Consider the following 26,413-nt stretch of genomic DNA (forward strand, 5'->3'; position numbering starts at 1 on the left):
TAATGCCTCGCATCACCAACTGGCGACGCGAGAGCCGCTCCCCGACGCTTGCGTATCGGAACACCGAGACCGGTGCGCGAGCCGTCCTGCATCGAGCGCCGGATTCCTACCGGTACAAATGGCGCGGAGTGATTCTCGTCGACGGCTACCCGGTGTGGTCGCGAGGATACGAGACGAAGGACGCGAAGTCGTTCCGTGACGAGCTCCGGGAGCGGTCCGCTCCGGACCTCAGCTGCCAGGAGTGTCCCAACGACGACGTTCTCGTCGGCGAGAAGGCAGCAGACGGGGCGAAAGTCCAGCGGTGGTACGACTGCCCCGACTGTGGGTACGAAGCCCCCTCACGCATCGTGTACGGCGCCGAACGGTGAGAGGGTGAGCGCCGGGCGCTGTTTTTCAGCCGGGCACGAGGTGGTGGCCCGGTACGACCGGGTGAGTCAACCAATGAGCCTCGAAGTACTTGACCGGCACAGTGAGGCATTGTTCGAGTTCCTCTGGTGCCCCGTCTGCGGGCAGGAGGTCTTCACTCACATCCCCTTCGAGGGGGTGTTCTGCAAGAACTGCAACACCCAGGTGGAACTCCAGGAATCCCGAGAAACACGCGGCTACGAGGAGGCCGTGCTCGCCTGCTTCGATTCTACCACGACCTGGAACCTCCACGTCGACGAGAAACTGCGCCGCGGCCTGCCTGATGGGTCGGCGCGCGTAAAGATCCTCGGTGCACCGGGCGCCTACGAGGTCGATTGGTGGAGTCCGGAGCCGGGTGAGGACTGGGAACCTGTCGAGCGCGGCGAGTTCGACGACATCGAGGAACCAGAAGAGGTGTCACATTTGGCGTAGTGGTTTAATTGTAACCCTCAGTCGGTGATAGGTGTCAGCGACTCTGCTGCATGGAGGATGCGTACCTGCTATTTCACCACTATCTATATTCGCGCTGAGTATCCCGGAAAGTAGTTCGACTCGTACACACCGTGGGCGTCCGAGTCAGGTTCGATGGGTGTCCAGAATCAACGCTCTGACGATGAAGATGAACACGAGTACGACGACGAGTATAGCGCCCCACACGAGTACCGAAAAGCCGGTCGGACCGATCGCAAGACCGAACACAGCCATGACCGACGGGGTCATTGGTTTTCCCCCCCGTTCGGACCCCCATCGGCGACCGGTTCATCCAAGCTCCGGATATCACGATCCACGCTGGAGAGGTCGACGTCGGCGTCCCAGAGGGCAATAGCGAGAATCGTCCCGCCGGTTGACACGACAGTCGCCCCGACAAAAGCGGGTAGAAACTCGGGTGCGGGCAGCAGCGGGCCAAGCCTCGGAATCGACGCGACCGGTCCACGCAGGAGCGGGAAGTAGGCGACACCGACCACAAGCCCACCCAGACTCGAGACAATAGCCCCGGTTCCTGAAAGCCGCTCGGAATACAGGCCGGCGAGAAACGGGACAAAAATCCCAGCAGCGAGCAGGTCTGCCGTCAGGAACAGTTCAAGCACGCTATACCCTTGCGAACCGATGACGATCGCCCCGATCCCGACGATCCCGGTCAGAACGCGGCCGCCCACCCACAACGCCCGCTGGGTTGGCTGATCGAGCAGCCGCGCGAGATCGGCTGTAACGACGCTCGCGATGGCATTGAACATCGTGTCTGCGGAACTCATCACAAGCAGGACCGCAAGGACCACGACCGCAAGCGTTACCCAACTCGGGAAGGCTGACTCGAGGACGAGGAAGAACGCGATGCTGGCACCGCCGGATTCGGTCAGCCCGAGAGCGGCCGCAGCAATACCGAACAAGCCGGCTAGTAGAATCATCGGGATGACTGCGACGGCCGCGACGCCGAATCCCCACCGAAGCGACGATTCGCCGTTGGCAGCGTAGACGCGCTGCCACATTCCCTAGTTCAGCATATTCGCACCGAGGATGGCGAAGGCAACGTACACGCCGAACTTTAGCCCGGGACCGAACGTCGGATCCAGCAATGGCGCGTCCGTGGCGATCGCTGCAGCGTGTATTTCACCGGTTCCGCCCAACGCGAGCACGGCGCCACCGAAACCGAGGGCGAGCAGCGGGAGCAGGACGAGCGTCTGGACGGTATCGGTAACGATGCTCGCCACGAGTCCCCCGTAAGCCGTGTAGATCAAGACGAATCCGCCTACGAGCAGGGCCGTCTGCCACTGGGGGATCCCGGTGACGAGTGAGAGGGCGCCGGCAATCCCCGTCATCTCGGCCGCGAGGAAGATGAACATGTAGAACACGGACACGACGAGCACGAACAGGTACATTCCGGTCCCGAAGCGAGCGTACGCGAATTCGGTGAGTGAGTGGCCGGCCGGAACAATGGCACGGATGCGTGCGCCGACCGGAATGAACAGGAGGAGCGGAACCGCACTCCCGATTGCGTATCCGAGGATGGCCGGGAGCCCGCCGAAGGCGGCCCCGGCCTCGGCAGGGCTGAACAGTATCCAGACGCCCATAATCGACGCGATGATCGTAGCGGTGAGGGTTCCGGGACCGGCTGAGTCGCGGGCGGAAATATAATCCTCGACGGATCGGACCCGGCCGCGAGCCGCTAATAGGCCGAAAGCGGTAACGGTCAGTACTGTGAGCACGACAGCGGTGAGTGCGACAGCTGTTGAAACCATTACTGTCTACCCTCCCCGTCGGTCTCAACGGCCGCGTAGGCGTCGTCAAAGAAGGCAACTTCGAGGTCGACGGTCCGGCAGAAGATTCGCTCGATCTCCCGTTCCCGTGCGGAAGAGACCGTCGGGCCATGGGCGTCCAACTGGCCGCGGAGCCAGGTCACGAATTCCTTGAAGGAGGGGTTGGCATGCAACGCTATCCAGTCGGCGAAGTAGAACGGAAGCCCGGCAGTCGATTCGTGTGCTGAAGCTTCGCGTGTCGCCCACTCGGCGTAGATCCACTCCGCTGGAACGATGGCTGCGAGTGTTTCGGCGTAGCCGCCCTCGCGGGCAGTACGACCGAGCAAGTCGACGAACGCGGCTGTGGTCGTGGACAGTTCTGTCTGTTTCCACCGAGCATCATCGACGCCAAGTGCGCTGAAGGAACGCTCGAAGTAGTCGTTTTCCTCGTCAGTCAGGGTATCGAGAAATTCGACGTGCGCGCGCTTCGCTGAGACATCGGGTGCTTGGGCCACTGCGAAGCCGAACGTACTCACGAGGACGTCCAAGAACGCGTAGTCCTGGGTGAGGTAGTCGGCGAAGACCGTCTCGGAGAGCGCGCCACTACCGATCTCACGGGTGAACCGATGATCGACGGCGTTCGTCCAGTCGGGTTCGGCACGCTCCCGCAGCCAGTCAGTGAACCGGGGGTCGCTGACGGTGGCCCGGTAGTCGTCATACCTATCGGGGACGTCCGTCATAGGCCCCACCCTTCTTGCGTGTAGGCCATCTCCCAGAACCGATACTCGAGCTTCGCGCTGGTTAGAAACGCCGCCCTCATAGCGTCGTGTTCACCGGGAGACTGTTCGCCACATCGGTCAACGAAGTCGCGACACCAGCTTGTCGCGTCACGGAACTCGTCACTGGTGTACATCTCAATGAAGGGTGTGTACCGGTGTTCGTCGGTGGCGAGCGACGCCATATGCTCTCCGACGTCGAGGTAGCCCTGCATGCACGGGTACAGTGCGGCCGCGATCTCCGCAATCGAGCCCTCGTAAGCCGTCCGGATCAAAAAATTTGTGTAGGCCACGCATGTGGGCGCCTTCTCGACTGCTGCGAGCTCGCCGTCGGAGATTCCGTAATCGGCCGCGAAGCCACGGTGAAGGTCCATTTCGTGGTCGAGCACTTGGTGGGCCACGCCGAGTAAGTGCGTCATCGTCTTCTCGTTGGTAGCCTTCGTGCCCGCGATCGCGAACAACCGAGCGTAGTCCAGGAGGTAGCGGTAATCCTGTTTGATCCAGTGCTCGAACGCCGCCTCGTCGAGAGTTCCGGTCGCGAGTTCGCGGACGAAGGGGTGCTCCTTCTGGGCCGCCCATACATCCTGTCCCGCCTCAAGAAGGGTATCGCTGAATGGCACTAGCGAGCCGTACCGTCTGAGAGAGGATATAACTTGCCTATATTAGTCAGTTATATCTCGAACGTTGTCAATGGCTTCGAACCTGTAGTTGACGGCGGTTTCACTATCGAACCGATGCAATAGATCCGCTTCGGTTCCGACGGTCAGTCCAGTTCGATCGTCCGATTCGCCCAAGAACGGAGTTCCGACAGTGCTGCCCGTTCCTGACGTGACACCGGGTCGTCCGTTCCAAGCTCGTCAGAATCGAACGCGTTGAGAACAGCGCAGCGCACACGGTCGCAGTAGCCTGTGAGCGTATCTACCTCGACGAACGTGTGCTGGAGCGGGATGGTCGCGTCGTTGACGAAGACAGCGGTTGGATCCGGGGCAGCCTCCAGAACCTCGAGACCACGGGTGGCGTTGTCCTTCGCAAGTGTCGCCGATTCTGCCTCGTTGGCCCCTTCCGCCCGGGGGGCATGCGCGTCGAGGACGCCGTGCCAGACACCGTCAGGAATAGTAGTGAACCGGTCCAAGCGACCGCCAAGGATCTGGCCTTCGCGTTCTAGTTCGGGCGCGAACTCCAGAACCACGACTCCATCAGTACCATGCCGTCCAACCCAGGCCTCGAGGGCGCGGGCCGTGAGACGAGTCTTTCCGGCCTGGGACGGCCCGACGATCAGCGTCGAGCCGGTCAACGGGAACGGAAGCCCAGTCACGCTAGAGGCACCTCCTCGCGGACATACTGTCCAAAGAGGACGAGCGTCGCGGCAGCGAGAACGAGCGCGAATATAAGTACGAGTCCGGAAAGCAGATCGAGGCCGGTCGCGATCTGTACCCTGACGAAGTTGGCCGCGAGACCACCCGAAACGGCGAGTAAGGCAAGCCCGCCGAGGTTCGCGAGCGTTGAGTTCGAGGCGCCGACACTCTCAGCGTTCAACAGATAGAGGACGACGGCGATGGCGAAGGGCGTGCCAACCGTGCCAAGAGCCAGAACGAGGACGAGCTGGCCGATGACCTCACCACCGATGAACGCACCCGGCACCGATAACACAGCAAAGAGCGCGAGGAGCACCCGGTACCGCGTATCCTCGACGGTCGTGCCCCAGCCAAGTTTGTCGGCAACGAGGAACGGCGGAACGATGGTGTTGCCACCGAGCGTTGAGACGGCAGCGGCGCCGAGACCGAGCAGAAACAGCCACTTAGCGGCCGGGCCGACCAGGGGTCCGAGGGCTTGGGCTGCACCGACGGTCGTCAGATCCGGATCGGTCAGAGTACTCGCTGTGACAAGGAAGATGGCGATGCTGTAGATGCCAAACGCGACGAGTATCGACGCCAGAACGTCCACCGTCGCGAGGTCATAGTCACGTTCCGTCCAGCCCCGGGCTCGCATCGTGTAGGAGTGCATAGTGATAAGCGTGATGTGGACCGCGCCCCCGAGGATGCCTGCAGCGACCAGTGCGCTGCCACCGGGCAGCGTCGGTATCAACCCCTGGGTAGCCTGGCCGATGTCAATCGAGACGACGAATAGTGAGGCAACGAAGGCCAGAACGACCGCGGTGACTAGAAGCTTCGCGAAGAGCTCGACGAATCGGTATCCCTGACCGGCCAGACCCAAAACGAGGATGCCGCCCCAGGCAATGCCCCAGAGGCGTGGGTCGATTCCAGTGATCGTCGCCGAAACGGAAGCGACCGTCTTCATGATGACGAGCTGGGCGACACCGGCCGCGAGGACGACGTCCGCGACCAGGATCCACGCCCAGGTCTCTCCAAGATGGTCCTCGACGACGCCGACAATTCCCCGTTCAGTAAGCAGCCCCAGCCGCATCGCGAGGTACTGTGCTAGGGTGCCAGCGACGGCAGAGAATCCGACAACCCAGAGGAGTTGATAGTCGAAGATCGCCCCCGCGGTGATTAGACTCGCCATCGTCGCTGGACCGGCGGCGATTGCCCCCGCGACCCAGGAGGGCCCCATCGCGCCGAAATACTCGCGGACTGTCCCGACCTCAAGTGAGTATTCATCAGTCATACCATCAGAGAATATCAGGTCTGGTAAAAAAGTATCCCGATACGGACGCCGGGGAGTCGGCCTGGCCCGGTCAGGCCTGTATCACTCGATGCGTACGGTTTCGATGAGATACGGACTTCGTTCACCGGTGGGCACGATTTATTGTGGGGCAACTGATCCTATCCGTATGTCACTCCACCTCCCGAGCGAGATCGTCGTTGAGCGGGTCCTCCCCACCATTCGTGTCTGTCTCGCCGGGGAACTAGCTAATCGGGAGATGACCCAGCAAGAGGTGGCAGAACATATCGGCGTCTCCCAGGCCGCCGTCTCGAAGTACATCAGCGGCGACGTGGCAGTCGAAGAACGCATCGAAGACCATCCGCTGACCGCCGAGACGGTTACGCGTATCGCCGAGGGGTTCGCCTCCGGACACATGGATGGGTACGAGGCGCTCGACGAACTGCTCGCGCTCGTTCGGGCTTTTGAAGACCGTGGCCCGGTGTGTGAACTGCACGAGGAGGCGATGCCCTCGCTCGCCGGTCTCGGCTGTGACCTCTGTGTCCGTGGCACCGACGAGCGCCTCGCCGCAGAACGGGAGACGTTGACGGACGTCCGGACGGCGGCACGCATCCTTGCGACAGCACCCGGGATGGCGACATACGTCCCCAACGTCGGGACGAACGTCGGATCTGCGCTCCCCGGTGCGAACGACGTTTCCGAGGTTGCAGCGATTCCCGGGCGGATCTATGCGGTCGACGGTCGCGTCGAAATCCCAGCAAACCCGGAATTCGGGGCATCGCGACACGTCGCGACGGTCGTGCTAGCTGCGATGGCCCAGGACGACGGGCTACGTGGTGCGGTCAACATCGCAACCGACGATGCGCTCCTCTCGACCGCTCGGGCCCGGGGGCTCGACCCGATGGAGTTCGACGCCGAGTACGATGACCGGAACCAGCGACTCCTGGATCGGTTCGCGTCTCGGGATGTCGTTCCGCGAGTCATCTACCACAGCGGCGCATTCGGGATCGAACCCATTACCTACGTCCTCGGGGAGACCGCGGAAGACGCCGCTCGCCTCGCGGTCTCGCTCCTCGAGACGGTCCAAGAAGCCGAGTGACGCGGCTCGACCATTACCGATTTGTACTCGTCGGTTATATCACTGATATGCCCACAGTACGAGGGCCAGCCCCGGTTGAGCTCCCCCAGGTCATGACGATCGCCGGGAGTGACTCGGGCGGTGGCGCCGGCATCCAAGCGGACCTCAAGACGATGGAGGCACTCGACACCTTCGCGACGAGTGCAATCACGAGCATCACGGCACAGAACACCGTTGGCGTGGAGTCGATCCATCCCGTCCCGGTCGAGGAAATCGAGGCCCAGGTCGAGGCTATCCGTACCGATTTCGATTTACAGGCCGTCAAGACAGGCATGTTGGGTGTTGAACCCGTCGTAGAGAGGGTTGCGTCGTACGCTGCTGACATGGACGTGCCCTTCGTCGTCGATCCGGTTATGGTCGCCGCCTCGGGCGACCAATTGCTCGATCATGACGCTGCAGCCGCCTACGAGGGGTTGATCGCTGAGTCGACGGTCGTGACGCCAAACGCTGACGAAGCTGAAATACTCACAGATATCCCGATCGAGGATCCGGACTCGATGCAGGCTGCGGGGCAGAGACTCGTGGAGATGGGAGCCGACACAGCACTTGTGAAAGGTGGCCATGTCGGCGATGAGCATGTCGTTCGAGATGTCATCGTGACTCGGGACGACGTAACCACACTTGAGCACTCGAGAGTAGACTCGGACGCGACACACGGTTCGGGATGTACACTTTCGAGTGCGATCGCGGCACGACTGGCTCACGGCGATGACATTCCGGAGGCGATCGAATCCGGCGTGGCATTCATGACCCGCGCCATCAGATACCCGCTCGACGTCGGCGAGGGACCAGGACCGGTCCACCACCTCGCGAATATCCGGGATCGGTCAGCCAGACAGCCCACTCAGGAAGCTGTCGAGTCCGTCGTGGAGCAGCTGGTCTCTGCTGGCGTGTCGTCGATCGTTCCGGAGGTTGGGATGAACGTGGTCGGGGCCACGCCCTACGCAGAACGGCCGGAGGAGACCGTCGCCGTCGAGGGACGGATCGCCCGGACGATGACCGGAATCCGCGTGACGCGGGGAACACGCTTCGGCGCCTCGAGCCACGTCGCCCGCTTCCTGCTGTCGGCGCGGGAGCACGACCCCGACATCCGGTTGGCCGCGAACCTCCGGTTCGACGATTCCATCGAGGCAGCCCTGGAGAAGATTGATGCCCCAGTTGTCGAGATCGACCGCTCAAACGAACCGGAACCTGACGAGGAAGGCTCAACCATGGGCTGGGCGGCCGAGCGAGCCTTCGAGCAGGTCGAAACCACGCCGGCGGTCGTCTTCGACCGAGGTGACGTTGGCAAGGAACCGATCACGCGCCTGCTTGCAAGCGACGCCGCCGACCTCGCGGCCCGTGCACTCTCGATAGCTGAGGAGTTATGAACCGTCCGAGGGCAACTGGATTGCACAAAACTACCGACACTCGGACGACGATACCGCCAGCGTCCTCCGTGAGCTTGAGCAGCTGAAGCAGTTGCTCGATGAGACGCGAACAGAGCGCGGGTCTGCGTACGCTGCTGTCCCGTTCCTGTTCCTCGACACGCTCTCGACGATGACCCTCTACGTGGACGAAGGGCGTGATCGGAGCATCCACGCTGACCAACCCTCGGATCTCCTCGAGCCGGACAATATGGAGCACCTCGACCAGCCGCTGTTCCTGCTCGGTCACGGCGTCGAAAAACCAGCAGAGGGCATTCACGGCGACGAGGAGTATCTCTACATCGTCGAACTCCCGACCCGGAACCCGTTCAAGGACCCCTCCGAGTGGACCGTCAAGGTGAGCGGTCATTCCGCGTTCCCGCACTGGGATGGCCCGACCGAGGAAGCCTTCGAGCGGGCTAGTAGCAGTTTCACGGCCCGCTTGAGCACGCGCTCGAAGAGCTGGTCGCTGAGCCGGCGTGAACACCTAGCCCGCTCAGATGATGCCGCCGATGGCAAGTAGTCCGACGACGACCAGCAGCGTCGCGACAACGCTTCCCCCGGCCAGCCACTTGTTCTCCATCGCCTTCTCGTGAAGCGGCATCGCGGCGTACTCCTCGCGGAACGCTTCGAGGTTCTCCTCGTCGTAGAAGTACTTCGTCTTCAGCGCGAACCGTTCGGTGACCGCACAACCAGTACAAACCGGCTCACCTTCCAGCCGCTCCATTTTGATGTGACTGGAGCAGGCGATGGCCCCGCAGTTCGAACAATAGGTGTACGTCTCATCGATGCCGCTCGTGTCACAATGGACGCAGCGGTGGATGCCGTCCTCGTCTGTTACTCTGGACGGCCCTGCCGCGTAGTACTCGTAGGGGTAGGTGTACTCCTGGAGTTCCGTCGTGTGCCGAACCTCGGGGAGGTACACTGGTTTGATCGACTGGACCGAGATATCCGAGCGGTTCGGCTCGCAGGTCTTGTTGTAGGTGACGTTGTTATCGCCGGTGTAGGTGACCGTCGTCGTGTGGTGCTGCTGGAGCCGCTCGACGGCGCACTCCTTGTACTCGGTCTGCGTCTGGCCGAACCGGTTCTCTTCGACGTCGTCGAACACCTCTCCGAACTGCTCGGTGTCGAGGTCGACCGTCGCGTGGAGGTTCTCGGTGACCAGCGTCGTGACGTCCTCGTCGACGACCTGCGGCTGCCCGCGTTCGGCGTGGGCGACGAATCGGGTCCGGTCGTTGATTCGGTGGATGACACCCACCGATGTCTCGAAGACGGCGTTCGTGTCGGCGGTGACCGCGACCACCGGGCGAAACGTCACCGCCGAATGTGGTTCTGGGAGGTCAGCGGCCTCCATGTTCTCGATGTTGCGGAACGCCTCCGCGACGGGCGTGTCGACGTCGGCGGCCGGGTCGTACGGGCGTAGGGTATCGTCGCAGAGTATCTCGATGCGCCCGTTGTAGAGGTCGAGACCGATCTCGTCGGCGATCTCCCGGAGGTCCTCGCCATCGAGCAACTCGATTGGATGGGGATCGTCATTTTGCTGGAGGCGGTTTGCGTACTCCTGAGCAGGGTTCGTGAACCGGCCGGTCGTGACGACCATCCCGCGTTTCGGACCGTCGAAGTCGAACGTCGCGATCGCCGAGTGGAGCTTCTGTACGACCGGTCGCCCGACAGTCCCCGTGTGCTTGCACTCGACGATGATCGCACGCCGCGTGCCGTCGACGACCTCCTCCATGATGACGTCGCGGCCCTCGTCAGCGGTTCGGTCGGCCTGACGGACGTTCTCGTAGCCGAGATTGCGGAAGACGTCCTCTATCACGTCCTCGAACTCGAACCCTGAGAGATCGTCCAGTACGGCCATCCTCAATTATGTGGATAGTACGTTGCAACTGCCAAATACGTTGCCGAACGCTACGCCGTCCTGTTTGTTGAACCCCTGAGAGGGGTGCGGGGGTCACCGAACCGCCCGCGAGCAACGAATGAACGGGAATGTACCTATGGCCAGTTCGGAATCGGTTCCAGTCGCATCGGCCGCTCAGTCTCACCGAGACACAGTCGAATACGTCGGCTTCCGCGTCGACGCCCAAGCCGTCGTTCTGAACCTCTCGGAGCATCGGCGACTCTCCCTCGAGCGCAGTCTGGACCTCGTCAACCACAGTCCAAGCGGGTTCGAGTGGGGGTACAGTGGTAGCGGGCCCGCCCAGCTCGCGTGCGCGCTCCTCCTCGACTACTACGACGATGAGCAGTTTGCCCGTGAGCACTACATCGCGTTCCGGAATCAGGTGGTCTCACAGCTGGAGTGCGACGGTGCCGCGGCATGCTGGCACCTCACCGGCGAGGAGATCGACATCGCGATGGCGCCCCTTACCGACGACGTCGTCGCCCTCGCCGACGGTGGACGGCCGTCACCGACGCTCCCCGAGAACTGGCGAGCCGTCTCCCGCCCTGATCGAAGAGTGTTCCAGCGCGCTGATCGCGACCACTACATCGTGCTCGGGGATGGGAGCGACGAGTGGCTGGTCGTGCTCTGCAGCCAGGGTGACCGGGCATATCCTGCCCCGCTCGCACATCGGACGGTTGCCGAGGAGGCAGACGTGGAACGGGAAATCCGGGAACTCGCCGAAGAGAGCAACGACCTCATCGAACCCCCGGAGGGGGAGCACTGATGGAGACGCTTCGACTGGCGCGAGCCACCCATCAGCTCCTCGAACGTGGTGTCGAGGCGCTCGAGAAAATCGGGCGTGAACTGGAGCGGCACAACGACCGACAGGAGCGCACCGACGGAGACACCTGAGGATGTGAGGACACGCACCAGGTCGAGTGTTAGTTCGTGAGACGTTGTTTTTGCGCCCGGGAGAGGGGCGCAGGGCGCGAGACGATGCAGTCGCACGTCGACGAGGATTCCTGAAGTGAGGTGACTGAGATGAAAGATCCAGAGTCCAGAACCATCTTCGCTGGCGTCGATGGACGTACCGACACCGAACTACCCGAATGGTACCGAGAGCGACACGGGGATGCAGACCCTGTGACCTTCGCCGAGGCGGTTCGGGATCTTCTACAATCCCTCATCGGGTCGAGAGTTTATAACCCATTACGGGGGAATCGCGGAGGGAGGTGACGGAGCGTTGACCGACCATATCTGTGACTACTGTGGCGAGGCATTTGCGACCTCCAACGAGTTGGGAGGGCACGTAACCGCGGTCCATCGTCGCGACCAGATCGTAACGGACGCGGACGTTATTCTCGACGATATTCGGCGTGTCGCAGACAAATTAGGAAAACCGCCGACAGCAAAGGAGATGAGCGAGCACGGGGAATACTCCCAGCGCGTCTGCCAGAACAAATTCGGGAGTTGGAACGAGGCGCTTCGTGAGGCTGGCTACGCTCCAAACCGGAAATTCCGACTCACCGATCAGGACCTGGTGGATGAGATTGACCGCCTTGCGGAGCAGTTCGGTCGCCCGCCATCAAGCGGAGAGATGGATCGGGTTGGAGAATATCACAGATGGACATATGACCACCGGTTTGGCGGGTGGGAAGAGGCACTCACCGAAGCTGGCTTCTCACAACCACGGTCCTATCAAGAGCGTTCAGAGATTCCGTACGGGCCAAATTGGCGGGAGCAACGGCGACAAGCATTAGAGCGCGATGACTACGAGTGTCAAACGCCGTGGTGTGAGATGACCCAAGCGGATCATCAAGAGCAGGTCGGGAAGGACATCTCTGTCCACCATCTGCTCCCACGGAAATTCTTCGTCGGTCCCGACGGACGGTTTGACTACGAACAGGCAAACCGGGTTTCGAATCTCGTGACAGTCTGTTCGAAGCATCATCTCATCTGGGAAGCCGTCGCCCCGCAGCGTTTGGATACAATTGTCGACGCCACACGGCCACCAGAGCGAGGTAGGCTGGTGGGTGTTGCTCTCCCCCTCCGAGAGAATGAGGGGAAACCCTCGTGATTCAAATGCGAGAGACAGACGAGTCTATCCCGACGCCCGATACAGACGATTTCACGAACAGAGAACGACTCCACTGGCACCTCACCAGTGCCCTCGAAAGCGCCGAGTCAATGACGACGAAAGCCTATCTCCGAGGAGCCCTTGCTGCGTGTCAGGATCTCCCGCCGACACCACTCGTCGAGTGCCCGCTCTGTGGGAAAGTCGGCCTGCCAGAACGGATCCAAGTCCACGACTGTCAGTAGTTATACTACCGGATGATTGTTCTTGCCTGACGGAGTGAAACGCGATTAGATCGGGAGAAAACCTATCGATGAGAGTCGCCGACAACATTATTTCAGCTACCATTCATACTCTGGATATGGTTTCCCGTGAAAATCAGACTATCCTCGGATTCGGTCTGTTGGCCCTCGTCCTCCTCTACCTCGTTGCGACGCTCACGACGCTTCCGACGTGGGTCAGTATAGCAGTCGTCATCGTCGTCGGTGTCATCGTCCCGCAAGTAATCAATAATACGCGGGGAGAATAGATGAGCCTCTTAACAGCGTACAATGGTCTGCTTGTTCGCATGGGCCTGTACCTCCTCGTATTTTGGCCGACCGTCGGGTACTACGTGTATTCTGATTCAGAGAAACGAGGATTCTCCAGTCCACGACTCCGGGGGGTCATCTTAGGGTTCTTGGGCATCCTCGGATTGCTCGTTCACTTGTATATCGTTCAACGGCAGGACTGATTTCTCTCGTCACGCTCTGTTCGGATCAGTGAAAGTAGGGAACTTACAGTCCATCCCTGGTATATTCCCACGGTAGAGTCTGTTTTGCGCCTGCGATGGGTGCAGGCGCGGTGGAACGCAGTGCGCCTGTGAGATGGAATCCATGAAAGACCCAGAGACAGCTACGGTCTTCGCAGGCCTTGATGGGCGAACCGACACCGAACTACCCGAGTGGTACGCCGAGCAATACGGAGGTCCCGAACCGATCAGCTTCAGTGAGGCGATTCGAAACCTCCCACAGGCGGTCGATACAGCAGTCGCGTATCGCAATCCGTACACCGACGAGTGGGTCGAAACAGAGCGGTTCAACGCAATCGTCGAGCCGTCGCGGTTGCAAGCAGAAGCGGACGGTGACACTGAGGCGGAGTCGCTATTTCACATCCCGACTGACTCGTACTCGATCATCAACCCGGTCGACGTCTACGGGCCGTTGGAGGAGGTCCTCCGCGAGGAGACCATCGACGGGACGTCGTTGGGCGAGGTGATGTTCGGCGAGATTCGGCGCTACCGGGGCGGTGGCGAGGTCCACATGGACATCATGTTCGATGGCCTCGAGGTGCGCCTTCCCGGCCGGTCGGACCCGATCACGATGGGCGTCACGTCGGGCTACGACTTCTTCGGCGAGCACGCCGTCTACGTGGAGGGGTTCGCCCAGGATGGCTACTGCTCGAACACGATGCGCTCGCTCACCGACAAGGAGGTCATCAAACACGTCGGCGACGTGCGGAATTTCCGCACCTGGTGGGAGGAACTCCTCGCACAGGTCGAACTCGTCGCCGACGACCTCTTCGAGTTCATCCGGGACGCCCAGGACATCGAGCTCGACTTCTCTGAGCTCCCGTTCACCGTCACGGAGTTCTACACCCTGCTGGGGTTCCCGGACTACCTAGCCGAGCGTGCCGCCGGCGATGCAGAAGCCAATGCGGCGTCCCCCTTCGAAATCGATATGTGGACGCTGCATTCCGGCGCGACGTACGCGCTCACCCACTTCTTCCAGGGGAAGGAAGGGGCATCCCTCGATCAGTACGTCCGCATCGCCAACGACATTCTGTTCAACCCGGAAGGTACGATCGAGCGCGTCGAGCAGGCCTACGAGCAGCAGCTAGAGGCGGACGGGGACGACGGGTCACAGGCCTCGCTGGCCGGCGAACGAGCGCTGGCGAGCATCGAGCGCGTCAGCGACGACCTGCAGGAGAAAGTCGAGCAGTTCGAAGAACGCGAGGACGCGCTGCGTGAGCGGTTCCAAGAGGCGATGGCCTGACGCCGCGTCGGTGATGTAGTCGTCTGTTCTGTTTTTCTCGCCCTAGAGAGGTGGAGGTCTACCGAGATGGAACAGTCCACGATTAGCGACGGGAGCGACGACGAATTCCCACCTGAGAAGCGTCTTGAAGCACCGAATTACCGATTGGTCAAGGCCGGTATTGCGACGATTCCCGATATGGAGACGCTTCGGGAGTGTGTTGCCTACGAGAACGCCCACCAGAACCGAACGCAGATTCTGCGCCGGCTCAAGTGTAAAGCTGAAGAACTGCGTGAGGACGAAGATTGAGCTCTGTTCTTAACCAACATTTCCGCGATAGCTTCAGTATTGTTGGTTAATAAGCTTGCTCTGTTTTTCGTGCCCCCGAAGAGGGCGAGGGCTCCTTCGAGAGCCCTCAGAGGTGACTTCCAGTGAGTCAACAACAGAGTCCCGACAACGTCTCGATCGACGAGATCCCGGTCGATATCGACAACACGCAATCAGCGGAGGTCGATTCCGCCGACGTCCCCCACGAAATCGAATCCATCACCCGTGGGCTCGCCGATGAGCAGCCACCGACGAATCCGCTGGTCGTGCTGAAAGCGGCCCGGTGGTGGTACATTCACGGCAAGGGCGGCACGGATCCCGCCTTCCAGTGGGCCATCGAGTGGGCGCGTCATCTTGCGACCGACACGCCTAGTGACGTCGAGCGGTTCGACGAGTTCCTCGAGTACCTCGTCTCGGTTGGCTTTGCGGACGAACGCCACGATCTCCGCTGACCGACAGAGCGGTTTTTTGAACGCCCCTGAGGGGTGCGGCGCGGTCTGAACAGACGCAGTCGCCGTGAACTCGATTCGGTGATCACGATGTCTACGACCAGAGACTCGTCGGTCTCCTTCGACCAGACCGACACGCGATCAGACGAGATGAACAGTACCATCGAACAGTGGATCGACGACCTCGTCGCCGGCGTCGACGATGCGCAGGCCAGCGAAGAGTTCCAGGAGTGGCTCGACGTCCAGAGTCGCTTCCACGACTACTCGTATCGGAACACGCTCCTCATCAAGCGGCAGTGTCCCGAGGCGAGCCGGGTTGCGGGCTACCGGACGTGGCAGGAAGAGTTCGACCGCCACGTCACGGAGGGCGAGTCAGCCATCTGGATCTGGGCGCCGATCATCACGAAGCAGTGCCCGGAATGCGAGAACTCGCCGAGCTACCACGAGGACAGTGACTGTGAGTACGACGAGACGCCACCCGAGGAATGGTCCGAGGGCCTGGTCGGGTTCAAGCCTGCGCCGGTGTTCGATGTCTCCCAGACCGAGGGCGAGCCGCTTCCCGACCTGGACACAGAAGCAACCGGGGACGCCAGCGACCTCGTCGAACAGTTGACTGACGCCGCTGACGACCTCGGCGTGACGGTGCGGATCGTTCCAGCCGAGGAGTGGACCCACGGCGAGGCAAAGGGCATCTGCGAGCAGCTAAGCCTCGTCGACGTCCAACCGCTCGTCGAGGTGCGTGATCGGGAGAACGAGGCCGACCTCGCGCGGACGCTGATTCACGAGTACGCGCACGCCCTGCTCCACTTTGACGTCGACGACGACGACACCGAGCGCTCGAAACGCGAAGTCGAGGCCGAAGCTGTCGCGTACGTTGTCGGGCGCTACTGCGGGCTCGACACTAGCGGGTCGGCGTTCTACCTCGCTGCGTGGGAGTCGGACGATCCCGAGATCGTTCGCGAGCGGCTCGGGCGAATTAGTCGAACCGCTGAAAAACTCATCGACGTTCTCGAGAGCGAATCCCCGTCCTCACTCAGTTAACCAACAGAGTGATGGATTCCCTCCGCTCTGTTGGTTAATTTTTCAGCGCCCGCCGAGGGGCGGAGGCGCATTCAGATCTCCGTCGAATAATGACTGAACCATATCTCACGACGGTTCTTGAGGAAGCCGAGCACGTTGCCGAGCAGCACGACCAAGTCGCTCGAACGACAGACAACCAAGCTCACGAGTACCTCCGATACGCCGTTCTTCGAGTGCTCGAAGGCGAGGCGGACCACCTCCCAGCAGACTGGACGCCGGTCGACGGCGTTACCGTCGGCTACGGGAGCGACGACGCGATGTACGACAGCTGGGGCTCCAGCGAAGACTGGTGGGAGACCGTCCCGCCGCAGGAGGCGTGTACCCGCTTCCGGGTGTTCTTCCCGGACGACCACCAGACGGTTCCCCGCGACATCGTCGACGTGATGACCGCACTTGGTGCCTGGCGCGTCTGGACTGGGAGCGCAGCCGCGTGCGGCTCCTACGACCATCGCGAGCGCCGCGAAGTCCATTACCTGTGGCCGGAAGGCCATCCGGTGGAGGAAGTGCTCCACAAGCGGCTCAGTGGCCCTGCGGAAGCCGTCGCTCCCGACGGTGGCCGAACGGGCGACGTTCGCGACCGACTGGTCGTCGACGAGAACGCACAGTTGCAGGACGATCTCAAGCCCCGCACGAAGCGTGCCGTCGCCGAAGCGATGGACGTCTCACTCCTCTCGAAAGGTGGCCGCTACGAGGTGCAGTCCGCATCCGGCAACAGGTACGAAGTCGACGTCATCGACGAATCGTGTACCTGTCCCGACTGGCAGCAGCGCTCACCCGAGGGCGGCTGCAAGCACCTGCGTCGCGTCGATCACGAGATCAAACGGGGCCGCGTTCCCCGCCCAGACGGCCGCCTTCCTTCCCCGTAGGGTAGAGATTGAGCTACTCCACTGGACGGACTGTGTCGCCGTCTCGTTGGACCCGGTCGAACGTTGTGAGATACGCGATCCGGTCGTGAACTTCGTCGGTATCCAGCTCCAGTTCGGCGGCCAGTTCGTCGACGGCCATCGGCTCATCGAGTGCTTGGAGGACTTCGAGCCCCAAGTAGTACCTATTCGTGAGCTCCTGGACGCGGGCATCGATCGGCGTGGTCACCCCATACCGCTCCTCGAGTTCGATCAGGGCCTCGTTCGCGAACGTGGCGAACTGATCGTCCCCCAGGCGTTCGATCTGGGCTTCGAGTTCATCCTGGATGACGTCGTAATCGAGGCCAGCCTGCACGAGCATATTCATGTCCTCGATGTCGTCGTCGCGGCCAGCGATCGCCTTGAACAGGAAGATATCATCGTTGCTGACCAGCCGGACCGTCAGTCGCTCCGTGTCGAGGAACGGCTCACTGCGTTCTTGCATCCCATCGGTGAGTACGAGCTTGTTCGCGACCTGTTGGTTGAAGATGTCGAGGCGACACCCATCGTCGTTCTCGACGCAGCTCGTCGCCCCCAGCGCTCGGTAATCTGGATCCAGCGATTGTACCTCCGCATACCCGAGGTCCATCAAGACGGCCCACAGCTGGCCGTACGCGTCGCCATCCGGGACGACCAGATCGATATCTTTCGTCGCCCCCTTGAGGTCGCGCAGCGACATCGCGCCACCACCGATCAGGTAGACCGTGAGCGGTTTAGATAGCCCGTCCCCGATTCGCTGGAATTCGTTCTCGATGTACTCGCGGCCGAATGTTGGTCTCATTGTGGTAGTGGCACCTCGTAGTCAGCCGCCAACTCCTGGAACTCGTCCCACTCTGGGAGCCGGTCGTCGTCGACCTCGCCGTGCGTCTCGAGGTAGCGGAGCAAGGCGTCGATTTCGTCTTCGAGGCCATACTTCGCCGCCTGCTCTCGGAGATCCTCCTCGTCGACGTCGACGTGGCTGAGCAGGAGGAGACAGTACGAGCGGTGGCGGCTGCCGTCGTCGATCAGCAGCGTGTGACAGCAGAGCTCCGCCGGTGAGACTGCGTCGAGGTCCTCAGAGTAGACGTAGTAGCGGTGGCCGGTAAGCAGGAACTGGAGGTCGAAGGCCGCGAATCGAGCGAGGCCGGTTTCGTGGAACGCCTCCGCGTCGATCTCCGTTTCGGCCTGTGCGAGGAATTCGTCGTAGTCCTCCCAGAGAATCGTGCCCTTCGGGGCGACGGCTTCGAGGCGTTGGCGATGCAGATGGTGTGCGAGTTCACGGGCGAACGCGTGTAGGCGGTCGAAGTCGGCATTGAACTCGTAGTGGCCGTCGACGGTCCCGACAAGCCCACGGTCGCGAAACCGCTTGAGGACCCGGTTGACCGTGTTGCGGTAGTTGTCGCTCCGGTCGGCGATCTCGGAGACGGTTCGCGGCTGGTCGAGGTAGTACAGCACCTCGAGTGCCTTGCCGGTCAGTAGCTCGGGGAAGTCAATGTGGGTGTGCTGACGAACGAGGTCCTGGTAGAGCTCGACGGCGCGAGCATCCGACGGGATGACTCGTTTTCGGCGGCCGTCGCGTTCCGTGTAGACGAGCCCCTTCTCGACGAGGTCGGCGACGGCACGAGAGAGGTAGCTCTCGCTGTGGTCGAGCTTCGTCGCGAGCTCGGAGATCGTGTCGCCGCGGTCGACCGTGGCGAGGACCTCGAGTTCGATGCGCCGGAGCACGGTGTAACATAGGACGAAACTTATGTATAAAGAAGTTTCGGGTAGTGTTACAGTCAGAATCGCGAGAACCGTCTCCATCATCTTAACCAACAAAACTATGGATTCGCGGATCGTGTTGGTTAACACGAGGCGATCGCTGATGTCCGACAAGCCACCGACGCCGCCGGCCGACCTCTCGACGGAGATGGTCGACACCCTCAACGATTACAACCCCGAGCAGCTCCGGTACGTCGCACGCTACGCCGAGGCGTTGGCAGCGCACAAAGCTCGCGGCGGCCACGTTGACGAAGCGCCGGATGACGACGGGGCCAACGAGCGGCCGGATGACCTTCCGGACGACGTCCCGGCGAAGGCGACGATCACAATCAAGGAGATCAACGATAATCGCTACTACTACTGGCAATGGCGCGAAGGTGAAACGGTGAGGTCCAAATATAAAGAGCCGGTCAATCCTGACGAGTAGATCAGGTATCAAGCCGGATATCGATATCTTCACACCCCGTGTGCGATATGAAATCTACAAAGATATCTGGTTTGTACCCCCCGTGTGCGAGATGATTCTATGCTCGTTTTGGACGGACTCCGTGTGAGAGATGAATTAGTTGACGAATCAAGCCCCGACACCCCGTGTGCGAAATGAAATCGTGTATACTATTGTCAGACATAGATACCGAGACCGACAACAGATCTCACACAATCACACCCCGTGTGCGAAATGAATCGGGCTGGAGTTGCGGTAGCGCTGGGCGCTACTTGCCCTCGAAGAAATCATCTATCTGTGCGTTGACAACAGACTTGATGAGATCACCCTCATCGTCTGCCTCCTCGAGCCGAATATCAGCCCGGAGGGTTTCAGCAACCACCCCTGGATCGTCAACGAACGAGTACTCCTTGTGAACCCCGCTCCCGTAGCCGCGGCCTCGTTTTTCTGAGGTGACGAAGTTGTACGTCTCCGCCTCACTCATATATCGGAGATAGGAGTCGCGTGATTTTGTATCAGCGTCAAGTAGCTCAGTGAGATACTGATACACACGATATGCGACCGTGCTGGGAACAGCGTTCAGGTTGCGCTGTGAGTAGACGGGGACGATCGCGGTTGCGTACAGTGAAAGCTTCTTTTGGGTCGAGAGCCCCTGCATCTGCGTCAGTGTCCGATCCCGTTCCGCCTCTTTCTGAGCATCGCGAACGTGTCCTTCATGAACAGTCTCTTCACCCTCTCGGTCCGCAATCTCGCCGGCTTTTCGGAACAGATCGATTGCTTTCCGCGCGTCGCCGTGGTCCTGCGCGGCAAACGCTGAGCTAAGTGGAATGATACCGTCTTCAAGCACATCCTCTCGATACGCATCGCGACGTCGGCGAAGAATGGACTGGAGCTGGTCCGCATCGTAATCGGAGAAAACGACATCCTGCGGATTGAACGAGCTCTCAGCTCGTCCGTCGAGGTTCTCCATAAACCGGGGGTCGTTTGTGAGCGCAGCAACGGAGACGTGCCCCTCGATCTGGCCGAGCTGTGAGGCTCGAGAAAGCTGATACAGCAGCTTTGAGTATGCTGGTTCGTCGTTCGGGTCCCGCTGGCGGCCGACCAAGAGGTCAACCTCATCTAAGATGATAATAACCGAGTCGAAGTTGTTGCTCAGGACTTCATAGAACCGGTTGAGTTTCTGATCGGTCGAGACGCCGCTCTGAGGAACACCGATTTCAACGCCGGCTTCATTGGCTGCGTTTTCCACGAGACGATAGACGGCTCTGTCGTGGGACTTGATTGTCTGACAGTTGATCTTAATAACCCCAAACCGGTCGTCTTGGGCGTTCGCGAGTTCAAGCACCTGCTGACAGACCGCGTTGATGATGAGTGACTTCCCCGTCCCAGACGGGCCGTAGAGAAGCATATTGGGTGGGCGGTTCCCCTGTAACGCCGGACGGAGATAGGTGATGATGTCGTCCAGCTGGTCATCACGCCCAACGATCCGGTCCTCGTCGATGACGGCATCCGGGTCAAGAAGCCCCTTATCTCGAAACACCGAGTTTTGAACGCCCTCCTGGAGGCGACCTTTGATGGATTGTGAAAGGGACTGTTGATCCTCGCCGTCAGCCATATTTGTGGGGTTAGGTCGAAGCTATAAATAAATATGGGTACCGTGTGCGAGATTAAATTTGGTGAATTCTACCGATACAGACGGTATTACGAAGGGCGACCAAATTAATGCCGTAACCGCGGGCAAGATCAATTAGTCGGATTGACCCCCCGTGTGCGAGATGAAATGTTGATCAGATCGTCGACCTGCTGTTGACGTCAAGACGAGACAGACGATCTCGGTGGCAGTACTCTCTGTCCCGACCAGCCGTGTCGATAATACCGGTTGAGGATCTAGGGTGGAGTCTGACCGCGTCGGGAAGTTACCCCCACACCCCGTGTGCGATATGAATTTGCCGAGACGGTGGGTAGCGACAACCCACTCGGACATCTCGAAATTGGATGAGAGAGCTCGTAAGAAGGCGTAAACCCGACAGAGGTGCCAGGTACACGGAGGCGTAAACCCACGGACGAACTCGGTTATTCCACGAAACATTTTAACCGAGTTTAGCCTTATTGCGGTTATGGTTGATAGAGTGACTACCTAAAGTTTTCTATTTAATATAGCCTATCCTAATATCAGCGCCTTGGAGGCCTCTTTATAGTAAAAACGCGGGTTTCCGATGCTTCACGGGCTCTCCTTCTTGCTACCCCTCCCCAGCATCTTGCCGATTTCATATCGCACACGGGGTGTGGGGGTTCGACCTCGTTGGAGTTGTGATTCACCGACCAGTTAGGATTCGTCTTTCGAGGGTGGCCGCCTTGATAGCCGATCAAACCGATTCTGAGCGGCCTCGGACCGTGTTTCCGTCTTCTCAGAGTCGTAGTGTGTTTCATCAATGATACCGTCCACGACCGTGACTGAGAGGATCGCGTCAGCATGCCGCCCGTCTTCTGGCAATATACTTGCGTCCATGACGGCGTCTCCCACTTCATCATCGTCATGTTCGAAGAACACCGTCGCGAGCCCATCTTCAATCGAATCAACAACCGCAATGTACTCGCCGTCCGGCAGATCGATTGTGCTCATCAGTAGCTCTCCTCCAGCACTCGGTCGCCCTCGTCCGTACTTACAATCACCGTATCACCATCATTGTTCCAGATTGGCGACCCCGACCCCCAGTACAGCTCACCGTCGGTTGCGGTGCCACTCCCAGTGTACAACGTCACCGTCTCATCAGGCCCCAGCGTGAACCCATCTGGGATCGTGTACGTGTGGTCGGCGTCGTCTGCGACTGTCCAGCCTGACAGATCAAGCGGTTCGGAGCCGGTATTCTCGAAGACGACGTATTCATCGTTGAGGTTGTCACCATCTCGGCCTTCAGCGTCCGCGTTGATCTCTGCGATAGCGAGCGTACTGGTGTTGGAATCCACGTCAGAATCAGACCCGGAATTGGTTTCTTCTGGCTCCCCACCAGCGTCTATCTCGCTAGTGCCCTCACCACCGATCCGAACGCGTTCAGTGACGCCGCCTGCGGTCCCGGGCTCGACGGCACCGCCATCACGGATGTCGAGCGGATCAGTTGGGGCTGTCTGTTGTGTCTGAACGGAGACGGCTTCGCCATCGCTCACCAGCACGATATTCCCATGTGTGGCGGTCCAGTACGTGGGAATTGAACGGTCAGACAGCCGCTCAAGGACTTCGTCGTTCGGGTGGCCGTACTGCGAGTCGTACGCACTTGAGATGACCACCGCCGCTGGCTGAACGGCATCAAGGAACGCCCCACTCGAGGAGCTGGCCGAGCCGTGGTGGCCCGCTTTGAGAATCGTCGATTCGAGCTGGCTTCCGTACGTGTCGACGAGATACTCTTCCTGGTCGTCTTCGGCATCTCCTGAGAGGAGAAAACTCGTCTCGCCGTGGGTGAGTTTGAGCACGATGCTGTTCTCGTTGCGGGCTTCGTTTTCGAGATACGGTTCTGGTGGACCTAAGACGTCGACGTCAACACTTCCGAACTCAACCGAGTCACCTTCTCGGGTTTCGTACAGCGTCACGTCGTGAGTCTCGATTGCGTCAAGGTACTCGGCATAGGTCTGTGTGCTGGCTGCGATCCCGGGATCGTAGACGGCGCCGATGCCGTCGGCGTCCGTCTCGTAATACTCGATGATAGCGGCGTTGCCGCCGATGTGGTCGGCGTCGTTGTGGGAGGTAACGAGATGATCGATTCGCGTGATATCGTGGGCTTGGAGATACTCCAAGACGTATTCGCCGTCATCGTTGTAGTGGCCAGTATCGACGAGCATCGTCTCGCCCTCGGGCCCCACAATGAGCGTACTTACTGACTGCCCGACGTTGATGTAATGGACTTCGAGCGTTCCGTTCGCAGGCGTGGCTGTCGACTCATTTCCGGTATCCGGGGTACCTACGGACGGGTCGCCGGGAACCGCTCCTGAACAGCCCGCAAGGAGAACGATCCCGACGATAATGAGGAGTCGACCGCGACTCCCGATTGAACTCATAGTAGACGACTCTTCTCTAGCAATAAATCCCTCTGGGTCAGTTGTGTGGTCGGTAGATGGTGAGAAGGTCACAATTATGACAGGCGGTTTGTGATCGATCCCGACGCTCAGCGGACATTACTCAGCGGTGTTCGATATTGCGTCGCTACCGATGTTCCAGTCCAATAAAATACAGTAGTCTCTTGAATGACCTACTACGAATCAGATAACTGAGTAGCGATGATGGGGTCGGTTACACAGCTCTCAGCCTCCCAACAACAAATCCGGTACGCTGATGCGGTTCTCCTTCTTGTTGTCCCGAGCTTTCTTTTCGGCGTCCATGCTTGGCTCCCTGCTGGGGTATCCTCGCGGCTGGTGTTTACCTACGGAGATCCAACACTAACCACTGCTTGGACAGCGGCGGCGATTCACGATAGCCCCGCGCATCTCACCTCGAATCTGGGTTGGTACGGGCTTGTGGTCGGAGCAGCCTACCTGGTATACGTCACGTGGGGACGACGTCGACTGTTCTGGCTGCTGTATGGAGCGCTTCTTGCCGTCGCCCCACTCACAACTGTCGCTATCGACTATTGGCTCCTGTATCAGCGGTGGGGGCTTGTTGGCCCTGAATCGATTGCGTTCGGATTCTCTGGCGTTGTGAGCGCATTCGGTGGGCTACTCGTTATCGGCCTGTTCGGAGTGATTGCTGAGTGGTACACGTGGCCGGTGTCGGCCGCCACGACCGTCGCGTTTGTCACTAGTGGGGTGGGTGTCGCACTCTACCAATCTCCCCTCCTCGCGAGGCCAAGCACCGCAGTACCGGTCGCTGGTATACTGGTCGCGATCGGATTCGTCTCACTCAGATGGTGGGATCGCAACCTCACAGTCCGTCGCTGGCTATCGGCTCACCGGCCCGCGATCGTACTTGCTGGGACCTGTGGCGTCGTCATCAGCGCACTCGTCGCCGGGATGTTTTCCATTGAACCGGTCTCGGGTGGGCGATTTCCAAACGTCATTGCCCACGGGACCGGCTTCGTGACCGGCGTCTGTATTGCCGGAGGGGGACTGCTATCGATGTCGTAACGTGAGGCGTCGATACTCCGACTACGTTCATCTCATCCCGAATTGAAGCCAGCTGGAGATACACTTACTTGCCATTGACCGCTCATACGAACCGCATCCAATGGTCGAAATCCCCGACTCGCTTCAGTTGCTGTACACTGGTCAGCTCGAGGAACGAAACGGGTCGTATCTGATCGAGGTCCCCGCCAGCGCGGTTGATCAAGGCACGCTCGATGTCGGCGACCCGTACCGAATAGCGGTTCTTCGCTCCAACACCACCGCTGAACCGAATCCACACGAAGAGCCATCCCAATCGCAGGACGCCCCAACTGCTGCCCCCTCAGCACCCCCTGTTGATGAGGGAGAGATTCGGGAGGTTACCGTTGAATCCGTTGGCGATCAAGGAGACGGGATCGCGAAAGTCGAACGTGGCTACGTCGTTATTGTCCCTGACGCGCTCCCAGGGGATGAACCAACGGTTCAAATTGACCAAGTACAGGAAAATGTCGCGTTTGCAAGTATCCTGGAGGATGACCAGACACTGGTTTCGTAACCGAGCTACGATGTTCTGAAAAGCGTAGTATTTCAAGTCTCGACAAATTACCCGCATCTATGTACGACCTCACCGGCTTTCAGCGCGACCTGCTGTACTTGGTCGACGGGCTCAACGACCCCCACGGGCTCGCGATCAAAGATGAGCTCGAAGAATACTACGAACAAGAGATCCATCACGGGCGGCTCTATCCGAATCTCGACACCCTCGTTGAGAAAGGACTCATCGAAAAAAGCCAACGCGATAAGCGGACCAACGAGTACACTACCACTCGGCGCGGGACCAGAGAAATCGAAGCCCGAGTTGAGTGGGAAGACCAGTACATCAATCGCGACACAGCGGATTGACCGCCCCAGCTGATTCGATAGCGATCCCAGAGCGGTACACAACCCCCTCAATCACGTGGGATAGTCGACTTCGCTCGGTTGGTGTCCGTCTGCGAGATCGAGCTACACGCTTGATAGCGATGTCGCCAGATCGCTCTGTCTTCCGACTCGCTTCTGGTCGATATCGTGTCGTGGTCGCTGCCGTTAACCAACAGTTCCCATTCTGAATGGGTCCTTTGTTGGTTAATTTTTCGCCGGGTTCGTGTACGCCGACAACTCTGGGACCCGCGTCTCTGCGATCTCACGTCGGATCTCCGTCCGATCCCAGCCAAGCGGTGCCAGCACACTCTCGACAGCTCTGACGAGTTGCGTCTCGTAGTACGAAGCATCGTACGACGCTATCTCTTCGTGGGCCAACGCGACCCGCTCTCGCGAACTCTTCTTGTCGTCGACGACCACGTACTCGATGTCCTGTCCCGGGTGGATGGCGAGATCCTGAGCCCGAGCCCGCTTCAGCGCCGCCACGTTCTGGGTGTTCTGCGTGTACCCTTCCAGCGGCTTGGAGACACGATTCCGTTCGACGAGCTGCTCGACCGGCACCGTTCCAGCGTGGAGACGCTTGATGGCGTCCTGAAGACAGTCGATCACCGCGTCCGGTGACCGCGTGGCATCGAGCCGGTCAAGACAGTCCCGCTGGATGGCCTCGATGAACGGCGGGGTCGAGCGCTGCCGGGCTTCGATACCTCTGATCTTGAACTCGTCGTCGCCGGCGACCTTCCCGAAGTACTTCGTCAGCGCGCCGGCGTCGCTCTCGCGCTGCGGCACGAACGCCACCCAATCGTAGTGGGCCTCGTGTTCGAGCCGAATCTCAACGCGTTCCGTGATCTCCGTCGCGAGCGTCTCGAGGTTCTCGCGGTCCTCGTCGTCGACGTCGGGGTCCGGGGTCACCCA

General features: G+C 60.2%; 29 protein-coding genes and 2 pseudogenes. 18 read left to right on the forward strand and 13 right to left on the reverse strand.

What is annotated here, in order from left to right:
* Positions 1–2: 2 nt before the first annotated feature.
* Both B378_RS0101645 and B378_RS0101650 read left to right on the forward strand, forming a co-directional pair.
* Positions 3–368 (forward strand): hypothetical protein, encoded by a 366-nt coding sequence (locus B378_RS0101645; protein ID WP_026046125.1) that lies wholly within the window; start codon positions 3–5, stop codon positions 366–368.
* 73 nt (positions 369–441) lie between these two features.
* On the forward strand, positions 442–837 hold the full coding sequence (locus B378_RS0101650) for a hypothetical protein (RefSeq protein ID WP_026046126.1): 396 nt from the start codon (positions 442–444) through the stop codon (positions 835–837).
* Between the two features lie 144 nt (positions 838–981).
* On the opposite strand, the gene B378_RS16605 is transcribed toward B378_RS0101650, so the two are convergent.
* The 6 genes and pseudogenes from B378_RS16605 to B378_RS0101680 all read right to left on the reverse strand — a co-directional run bounded on the left by B378_RS16605 (position 982) and on the right by B378_RS0101680 (position 6,040).
* Positions 982–1,125 (reverse strand): hypothetical protein, encoded by a 144-nt coding sequence (locus tag B378_RS16605; RefSeq protein ID WP_017342092.1) that lies wholly within the window; start codon positions 1,123–1,125, stop codon positions 982–984.
* A pseudogene (locus tag B378_RS15690) lies at positions 1,122–2,642 on the reverse strand (sodium:proline symporter). Before B378_RS15690 ends, B378_RS16605 begins: the two are co-directional and overlap by 4 nt.
* Positions 2,642–3,379 (reverse strand): TenA family protein, encoded by a 738-nt coding sequence (locus tag B378_RS0101665; protein ID WP_026046127.1) that lies wholly within the window; start codon positions 3,377–3,379, stop codon positions 2,642–2,644. The pseudogene B378_RS15690 and the gene B378_RS0101665 overlap by 1 nt, the downstream one beginning before the upstream one ends.
* Positions 3,376–4,035 (reverse strand): thiaminase II, encoded by a 660-nt coding sequence (tenA, locus tag B378_RS0101670; RefSeq protein WP_017342096.1) that lies wholly within the window; start codon positions 4,033–4,035, stop codon positions 3,376–3,378. Before tenA ends, B378_RS0101665 begins: the two co-directional genes overlap by 4 nt.
* A gap of 143 nt (positions 4,036–4,178) precedes the next feature.
* Positions 4,179–4,730, reverse strand: a complete 552-nt coding sequence (locus tag B378_RS0101675; RefSeq protein ID WP_017342097.1) for a hypothetical protein — start codon at positions 4,728–4,730, stop codon at positions 4,179–4,181.
* Positions 4,727–6,040, reverse strand: a complete 1,314-nt coding sequence (locus tag B378_RS0101680) for an NRAMP family divalent metal transporter (protein WP_017342098.1) — start codon at positions 6,038–6,040, stop codon at positions 4,727–4,729. The genes B378_RS0101675 and B378_RS0101680 overlap by 4 nt, the downstream gene beginning before the upstream one ends.
* Positions 6,041–6,206: 166 nt before the next feature.
* Here B378_RS0101680 and B378_RS0101685 point away from each other — a divergent pair, with 166 nt between their 5' ends.
* The 3 genes and pseudogenes from B378_RS0101685 to B378_RS15695 all read left to right on the forward strand — a co-directional run bounded on the left by B378_RS0101685 (position 6,207) and on the right by B378_RS15695 (position 9,064).
* On the forward strand, positions 6,207–7,136 hold the full coding sequence (locus B378_RS0101685; RefSeq protein WP_017342099.1) for a thiamine-phosphate synthase family protein: 930 nt from the start codon (positions 6,207–6,209) through the stop codon (positions 7,134–7,136).
* A gap of 47 nt (positions 7,137–7,183) precedes the next feature.
* Positions 7,184–8,545: a bifunctional hydroxymethylpyrimidine kinase/phosphomethylpyrimidine kinase gene (gene thiD / locus B378_RS0101690; protein ID WP_017342100.1), complete on the forward strand. Its 1,362-nt coding sequence runs from the start codon at positions 7,184–7,186 to the stop codon at positions 8,543–8,545.
* A pseudogene (locus tag B378_RS15695) lies at positions 8,532–9,064 on the forward strand (hypothetical protein). The gene thiD and the pseudogene B378_RS15695 overlap by 14 nt, the downstream one beginning before the upstream one ends.
* A 13-nt stretch (positions 9,065–9,077) precedes the next feature.
* On the opposite strand, the gene B378_RS0101700 reads toward B378_RS15695, so the two are convergent.
* Positions 9,078–10,442 (reverse strand): restriction endonuclease, encoded by a 1,365-nt coding sequence (locus tag B378_RS0101700; protein ID WP_017342101.1) that lies wholly within the window; start codon positions 10,440–10,442, stop codon positions 9,078–9,080.
* A 118-nt stretch (positions 10,443–10,560) separates the two neighbouring features.
* Here B378_RS0101700 and B378_RS0101705 point away from each other — a divergent pair, with 118 nt between their 5' ends.
* From B378_RS0101705 to B378_RS0101745, 9 genes are all read left to right on the forward strand, one after another.
* The gene (locus B378_RS0101705) at positions 10,561–11,247 is read left to right on the forward strand and encodes a DUF6166 domain-containing protein (protein WP_017342102.1); all 687 of its coding nucleotides are present in this window, start codon (positions 10,561–10,563) and stop codon (positions 11,245–11,247) included.
* Positions 11,247–11,375, forward strand: a complete 129-nt coding sequence (locus B378_RS17380; RefSeq protein WP_017342103.1) for a hypothetical protein — start codon at positions 11,247–11,249, stop codon at positions 11,373–11,375. Before B378_RS0101705 ends, B378_RS17380 begins: the two co-directional genes overlap by 1 nt.
* A 331-nt stretch (positions 11,376–11,706) precedes the next feature.
* Positions 11,707–12,540, forward strand: coding sequence for a homing endonuclease associated repeat-containing protein (locus B378_RS16610; protein WP_155118167.1), 834 nt, complete (start codon positions 11,707–11,709; stop codon positions 12,538–12,540).
* A gap of 310 nt (positions 12,541–12,850) precedes the next feature.
* On the forward strand, positions 12,851–13,066 hold the full coding sequence (locus B378_RS16615; protein WP_192812422.1) for a hypothetical protein: 216 nt from the start codon (positions 12,851–12,853) through the stop codon (positions 13,064–13,066).
* Between the two features lie 346 nt (positions 13,067–13,412).
* The gene (locus B378_RS0101725; RefSeq protein WP_082224207.1) at positions 13,413–14,570 is read left to right on the forward strand and encodes a hypothetical protein; all 1,158 of its coding nucleotides are present in this window, start codon (positions 13,413–13,415) and stop codon (positions 14,568–14,570) included.
* Positions 14,571–14,636: 66 nt separating this feature from the next.
* The gene (locus B378_RS0101730; RefSeq protein ID WP_017342107.1) at positions 14,637–14,858 is read left to right on the forward strand and encodes a hypothetical protein; all 222 of its coding nucleotides are present in this window, start codon (positions 14,637–14,639) and stop codon (positions 14,856–14,858) included.
* A 122-nt stretch (positions 14,859–14,980) separates the two neighbouring features.
* Positions 14,981–15,328: a hypothetical protein gene (locus B378_RS0101735; protein WP_017342108.1), complete on the forward strand. Its 348-nt coding sequence runs from the start codon at positions 14,981–14,983 to the stop codon at positions 15,326–15,328.
* 87 nt (positions 15,329–15,415) lie between these two features.
* Entirely contained in the window at positions 15,416–16,366 is a 951-nt protein-coding gene (locus tag B378_RS0101740; RefSeq protein ID WP_026046130.1) for an ArdC-like ssDNA-binding domain-containing protein, read from the forward strand.
* 89 nt (positions 16,367–16,455) lie between these two features.
* The gene (locus B378_RS0101745) at positions 16,456–17,271 is read left to right on the forward strand and encodes a hypothetical protein (RefSeq protein WP_017342110.1); all 816 of its coding nucleotides are present in this window, start codon (positions 16,456–16,458) and stop codon (positions 17,269–17,271) included.
* A gap of 13 nt (positions 17,272–17,284) precedes the next feature.
* Here the strand turns inward: B378_RS0101745 and B378_RS0101750 are convergent, their stop codons facing one another.
* Complete coding sequence (locus B378_RS0101750; protein ID WP_017342111.1) at positions 17,285–18,088, reverse strand: DUF6036 family nucleotidyltransferase; 804 nt, start codon at positions 18,086–18,088, stop codon at positions 17,285–17,287.
* Positions 18,085–19,011: an ArsR family transcriptional regulator gene (locus B378_RS0101755; RefSeq protein ID WP_017342112.1), complete on the reverse strand. Its 927-nt coding sequence runs from the start codon at positions 19,009–19,011 to the stop codon at positions 18,085–18,087. The genes B378_RS0101750 and B378_RS0101755 overlap by 4 nt, the downstream gene beginning before the upstream one ends.
* 139 nt (positions 19,012–19,150) lie before the next feature.
* On the opposite strand from B378_RS0101755, the gene B378_RS0101760 reads away from it, so the two are divergent.
* Complete coding sequence (locus tag B378_RS0101760; RefSeq protein ID WP_026046131.1) at positions 19,151–19,474, forward strand: hypothetical protein; 324 nt, start codon at positions 19,151–19,153, stop codon at positions 19,472–19,474.
* A 286-nt stretch (positions 19,475–19,760) separates the two neighbouring features.
* Here the strand turns inward: B378_RS0101760 and B378_RS0101765 are convergent, their stop codons facing one another.
* From B378_RS0101765 to B378_RS0101775, 3 genes are all read right to left on the reverse strand, one after another.
* A complete protein-coding gene (locus tag B378_RS0101765) occupies positions 19,761–21,107 on the reverse strand; it encodes an orc1/cdc6 family replication initiation protein (RefSeq protein ID WP_004595565.1) in 1,347 nt (448 codons plus the stop codon).
* Positions 21,108–21,818: 711 nt separating this feature from the next.
* Positions 21,819–22,115, reverse strand: coding sequence for a DUF3006 family protein (locus B378_RS0101770; RefSeq protein WP_017342114.1), 297 nt, complete (start codon positions 22,113–22,115; stop codon positions 21,819–21,821).
* Entirely contained in the window at positions 22,115–23,542 is a 1,428-nt protein-coding gene (locus B378_RS0101775) for a lamin tail domain-containing protein (protein ID WP_017342115.1), read from the reverse strand. The genes B378_RS0101770 and B378_RS0101775 overlap by 1 nt, the downstream gene beginning before the upstream one ends.
* A 219-nt stretch (positions 23,543–23,761) precedes the next feature.
* On the opposite strand from B378_RS0101775, the gene B378_RS16620 reads away from it, so the two are divergent.
* From B378_RS16620 to B378_RS0101785, 3 genes are all read left to right on the forward strand, one after another.
* Positions 23,762–24,604, forward strand: a complete 843-nt coding sequence (locus B378_RS16620) for a hypothetical protein (RefSeq protein ID WP_155118168.1) — start codon at positions 23,762–23,764, stop codon at positions 24,602–24,604.
* A gap of 100 nt (positions 24,605–24,704) precedes the next feature.
* Positions 24,705–25,136: a TRAM domain-containing protein gene (locus tag B378_RS16150; protein WP_082224208.1), complete on the forward strand. Its 432-nt coding sequence runs from the start codon at positions 24,705–24,707 to the stop codon at positions 25,134–25,136.
* A gap of 59 nt (positions 25,137–25,195) precedes the next feature.
* Entirely contained in the window at positions 25,196–25,483 is a 288-nt protein-coding gene (locus tag B378_RS0101785; RefSeq protein WP_004048549.1) for a helix-turn-helix transcriptional regulator, read from the forward strand.
* Positions 25,484–25,705: 222 nt separating this feature from the next.
* Here the strand turns inward: B378_RS0101785 and B378_RS0101790 are convergent.
* Positions 25,706–26,413 (reverse strand): DNA polymerase domain-containing protein (locus B378_RS0101790; protein WP_017342117.1); only part of this gene is annotated, 708 nt, incomplete at its 5' end.

Origin of the sequence: Halorubrum sp. T3, from assembly GCF_000296615.1 — an archaeon.
Lineage (GTDB): Archaea > Halobacteriota > Halobacteria > Halobacteriales > Haloferacaceae > Halorubrum > Halorubrum ruber.

Excerpts from the sequence above, each read along its gene's own strand:
- B378_RS0101775 (WP_017342115.1), bottom strand. The coding sequence starts at position 23,542 with ATGAGTTCAATCGGGAGTCGCGGTCGACTCCTCATTATCGTCGGGATC.
- B378_RS16150 (WP_082224208.1), top strand. The coding sequence starts at position 24,705 with ATGGTCGAAATCCCCGACTCGCTTCAGTTGCTGTACACTGGTCAGCTC.
- B378_RS0101685 (WP_017342099.1), top strand. The coding sequence starts at position 6,207 with ATGTCACTCCACCTCCCGAGCGAGATCGTCGTTGAGCGGGTCCTCCCC.
- B378_RS16605 (WP_017342092.1), bottom strand. The coding sequence starts at position 1,125 with ATGACCCCGTCGGTCATGGCTGTGTTCGGTCTTGCGATCGGTCCGACC.
- B378_RS0101765 (WP_004595565.1), bottom strand. The coding sequence starts at position 21,107 with ATGGCTGACGGCGAGGATCAACAGTCCCTTTCACAATCCATCAAAGGT.
- B378_RS0101645 (WP_026046125.1), top strand. The coding sequence starts at position 3 with ATGCCTCGCATCACCAACTGGCGACGCGAGAGCCGCTCCCCGACGCTT.
- thiD (WP_017342100.1), top strand. The coding sequence starts at position 7,184 with ATGCCCACAGTACGAGGGCCAGCCCCGGTTGAGCTCCCCCAGGTCATG.
- B378_RS0101785 (WP_004048549.1), top strand. The coding sequence starts at position 25,196 with ATGTACGACCTCACCGGCTTTCAGCGCGACCTGCTGTACTTGGTCGAC.
- B378_RS16615 (WP_192812422.1), top strand. The coding sequence starts at position 12,851 with ATGAGAGTCGCCGACAACATTATTTCAGCTACCATTCATACTCTGGAT.
- B378_RS0101665 (WP_026046127.1), bottom strand. The coding sequence starts at position 3,379 with ATGACGGACGTCCCCGATAGGTATGACGACTACCGGGCCACCGTCAGC.
- B378_RS0101740 (WP_026046130.1), top strand. The coding sequence starts at position 15,416 with ATGTCTACGACCAGAGACTCGTCGGTCTCCTTCGACCAGACCGACACG.
- B378_RS17380 (WP_017342103.1), top strand. The coding sequence starts at position 11,247 with ATGGAGACGCTTCGACTGGCGCGAGCCACCCATCAGCTCCTCGAACGT.
- B378_RS0101745 (WP_017342110.1), top strand. The coding sequence starts at position 16,456 with ATGACTGAACCATATCTCACGACGGTTCTTGAGGAAGCCGAGCACGTT.
- B378_RS0101750 (WP_017342111.1), bottom strand. The coding sequence starts at position 18,088 with ATGAGACCAACATTCGGCCGCGAGTACATCGAGAACGAATTCCAGCGA.
- B378_RS0101680 (WP_017342098.1), bottom strand. The coding sequence starts at position 6,040 with ATGACTGATGAATACTCACTTGAGGTCGGGACAGTCCGCGAGTATTTC.
- B378_RS0101700 (WP_017342101.1), bottom strand. The coding sequence starts at position 10,442 with ATGGCCGTACTGGACGATCTCTCAGGGTTCGAGTTCGAGGACGTGATA.
- B378_RS0101760 (WP_026046131.1), top strand. The coding sequence starts at position 19,151 with ATGTCCGACAAGCCACCGACGCCGCCGGCCGACCTCTCGACGGAGATG.
- B378_RS0101705 (WP_017342102.1), top strand. The coding sequence starts at position 10,561 with ATGAACGGGAATGTACCTATGGCCAGTTCGGAATCGGTTCCAGTCGCA.
- B378_RS0101650 (WP_026046126.1), top strand. The coding sequence starts at position 442 with ATGAGCCTCGAAGTACTTGACCGGCACAGTGAGGCATTGTTCGAGTTC.
- B378_RS0101770 (WP_017342114.1), bottom strand. The coding sequence starts at position 22,115 with ATGAGCACAATCGATCTGCCGGACGGCGAGTACATTGCGGTTGTTGAT.
- B378_RS0101730 (WP_017342107.1), top strand. The coding sequence starts at position 14,637 with ATGGAACAGTCCACGATTAGCGACGGGAGCGACGACGAATTCCCACCT.
- B378_RS16620 (WP_155118168.1), top strand. The coding sequence starts at position 23,762 with ATGATGGGGTCGGTTACACAGCTCTCAGCCTCCCAACAACAAATCCGG.
- B378_RS0101725 (WP_082224207.1), top strand. The coding sequence starts at position 13,413 with ATGAAAGACCCAGAGACAGCTACGGTCTTCGCAGGCCTTGATGGGCGA.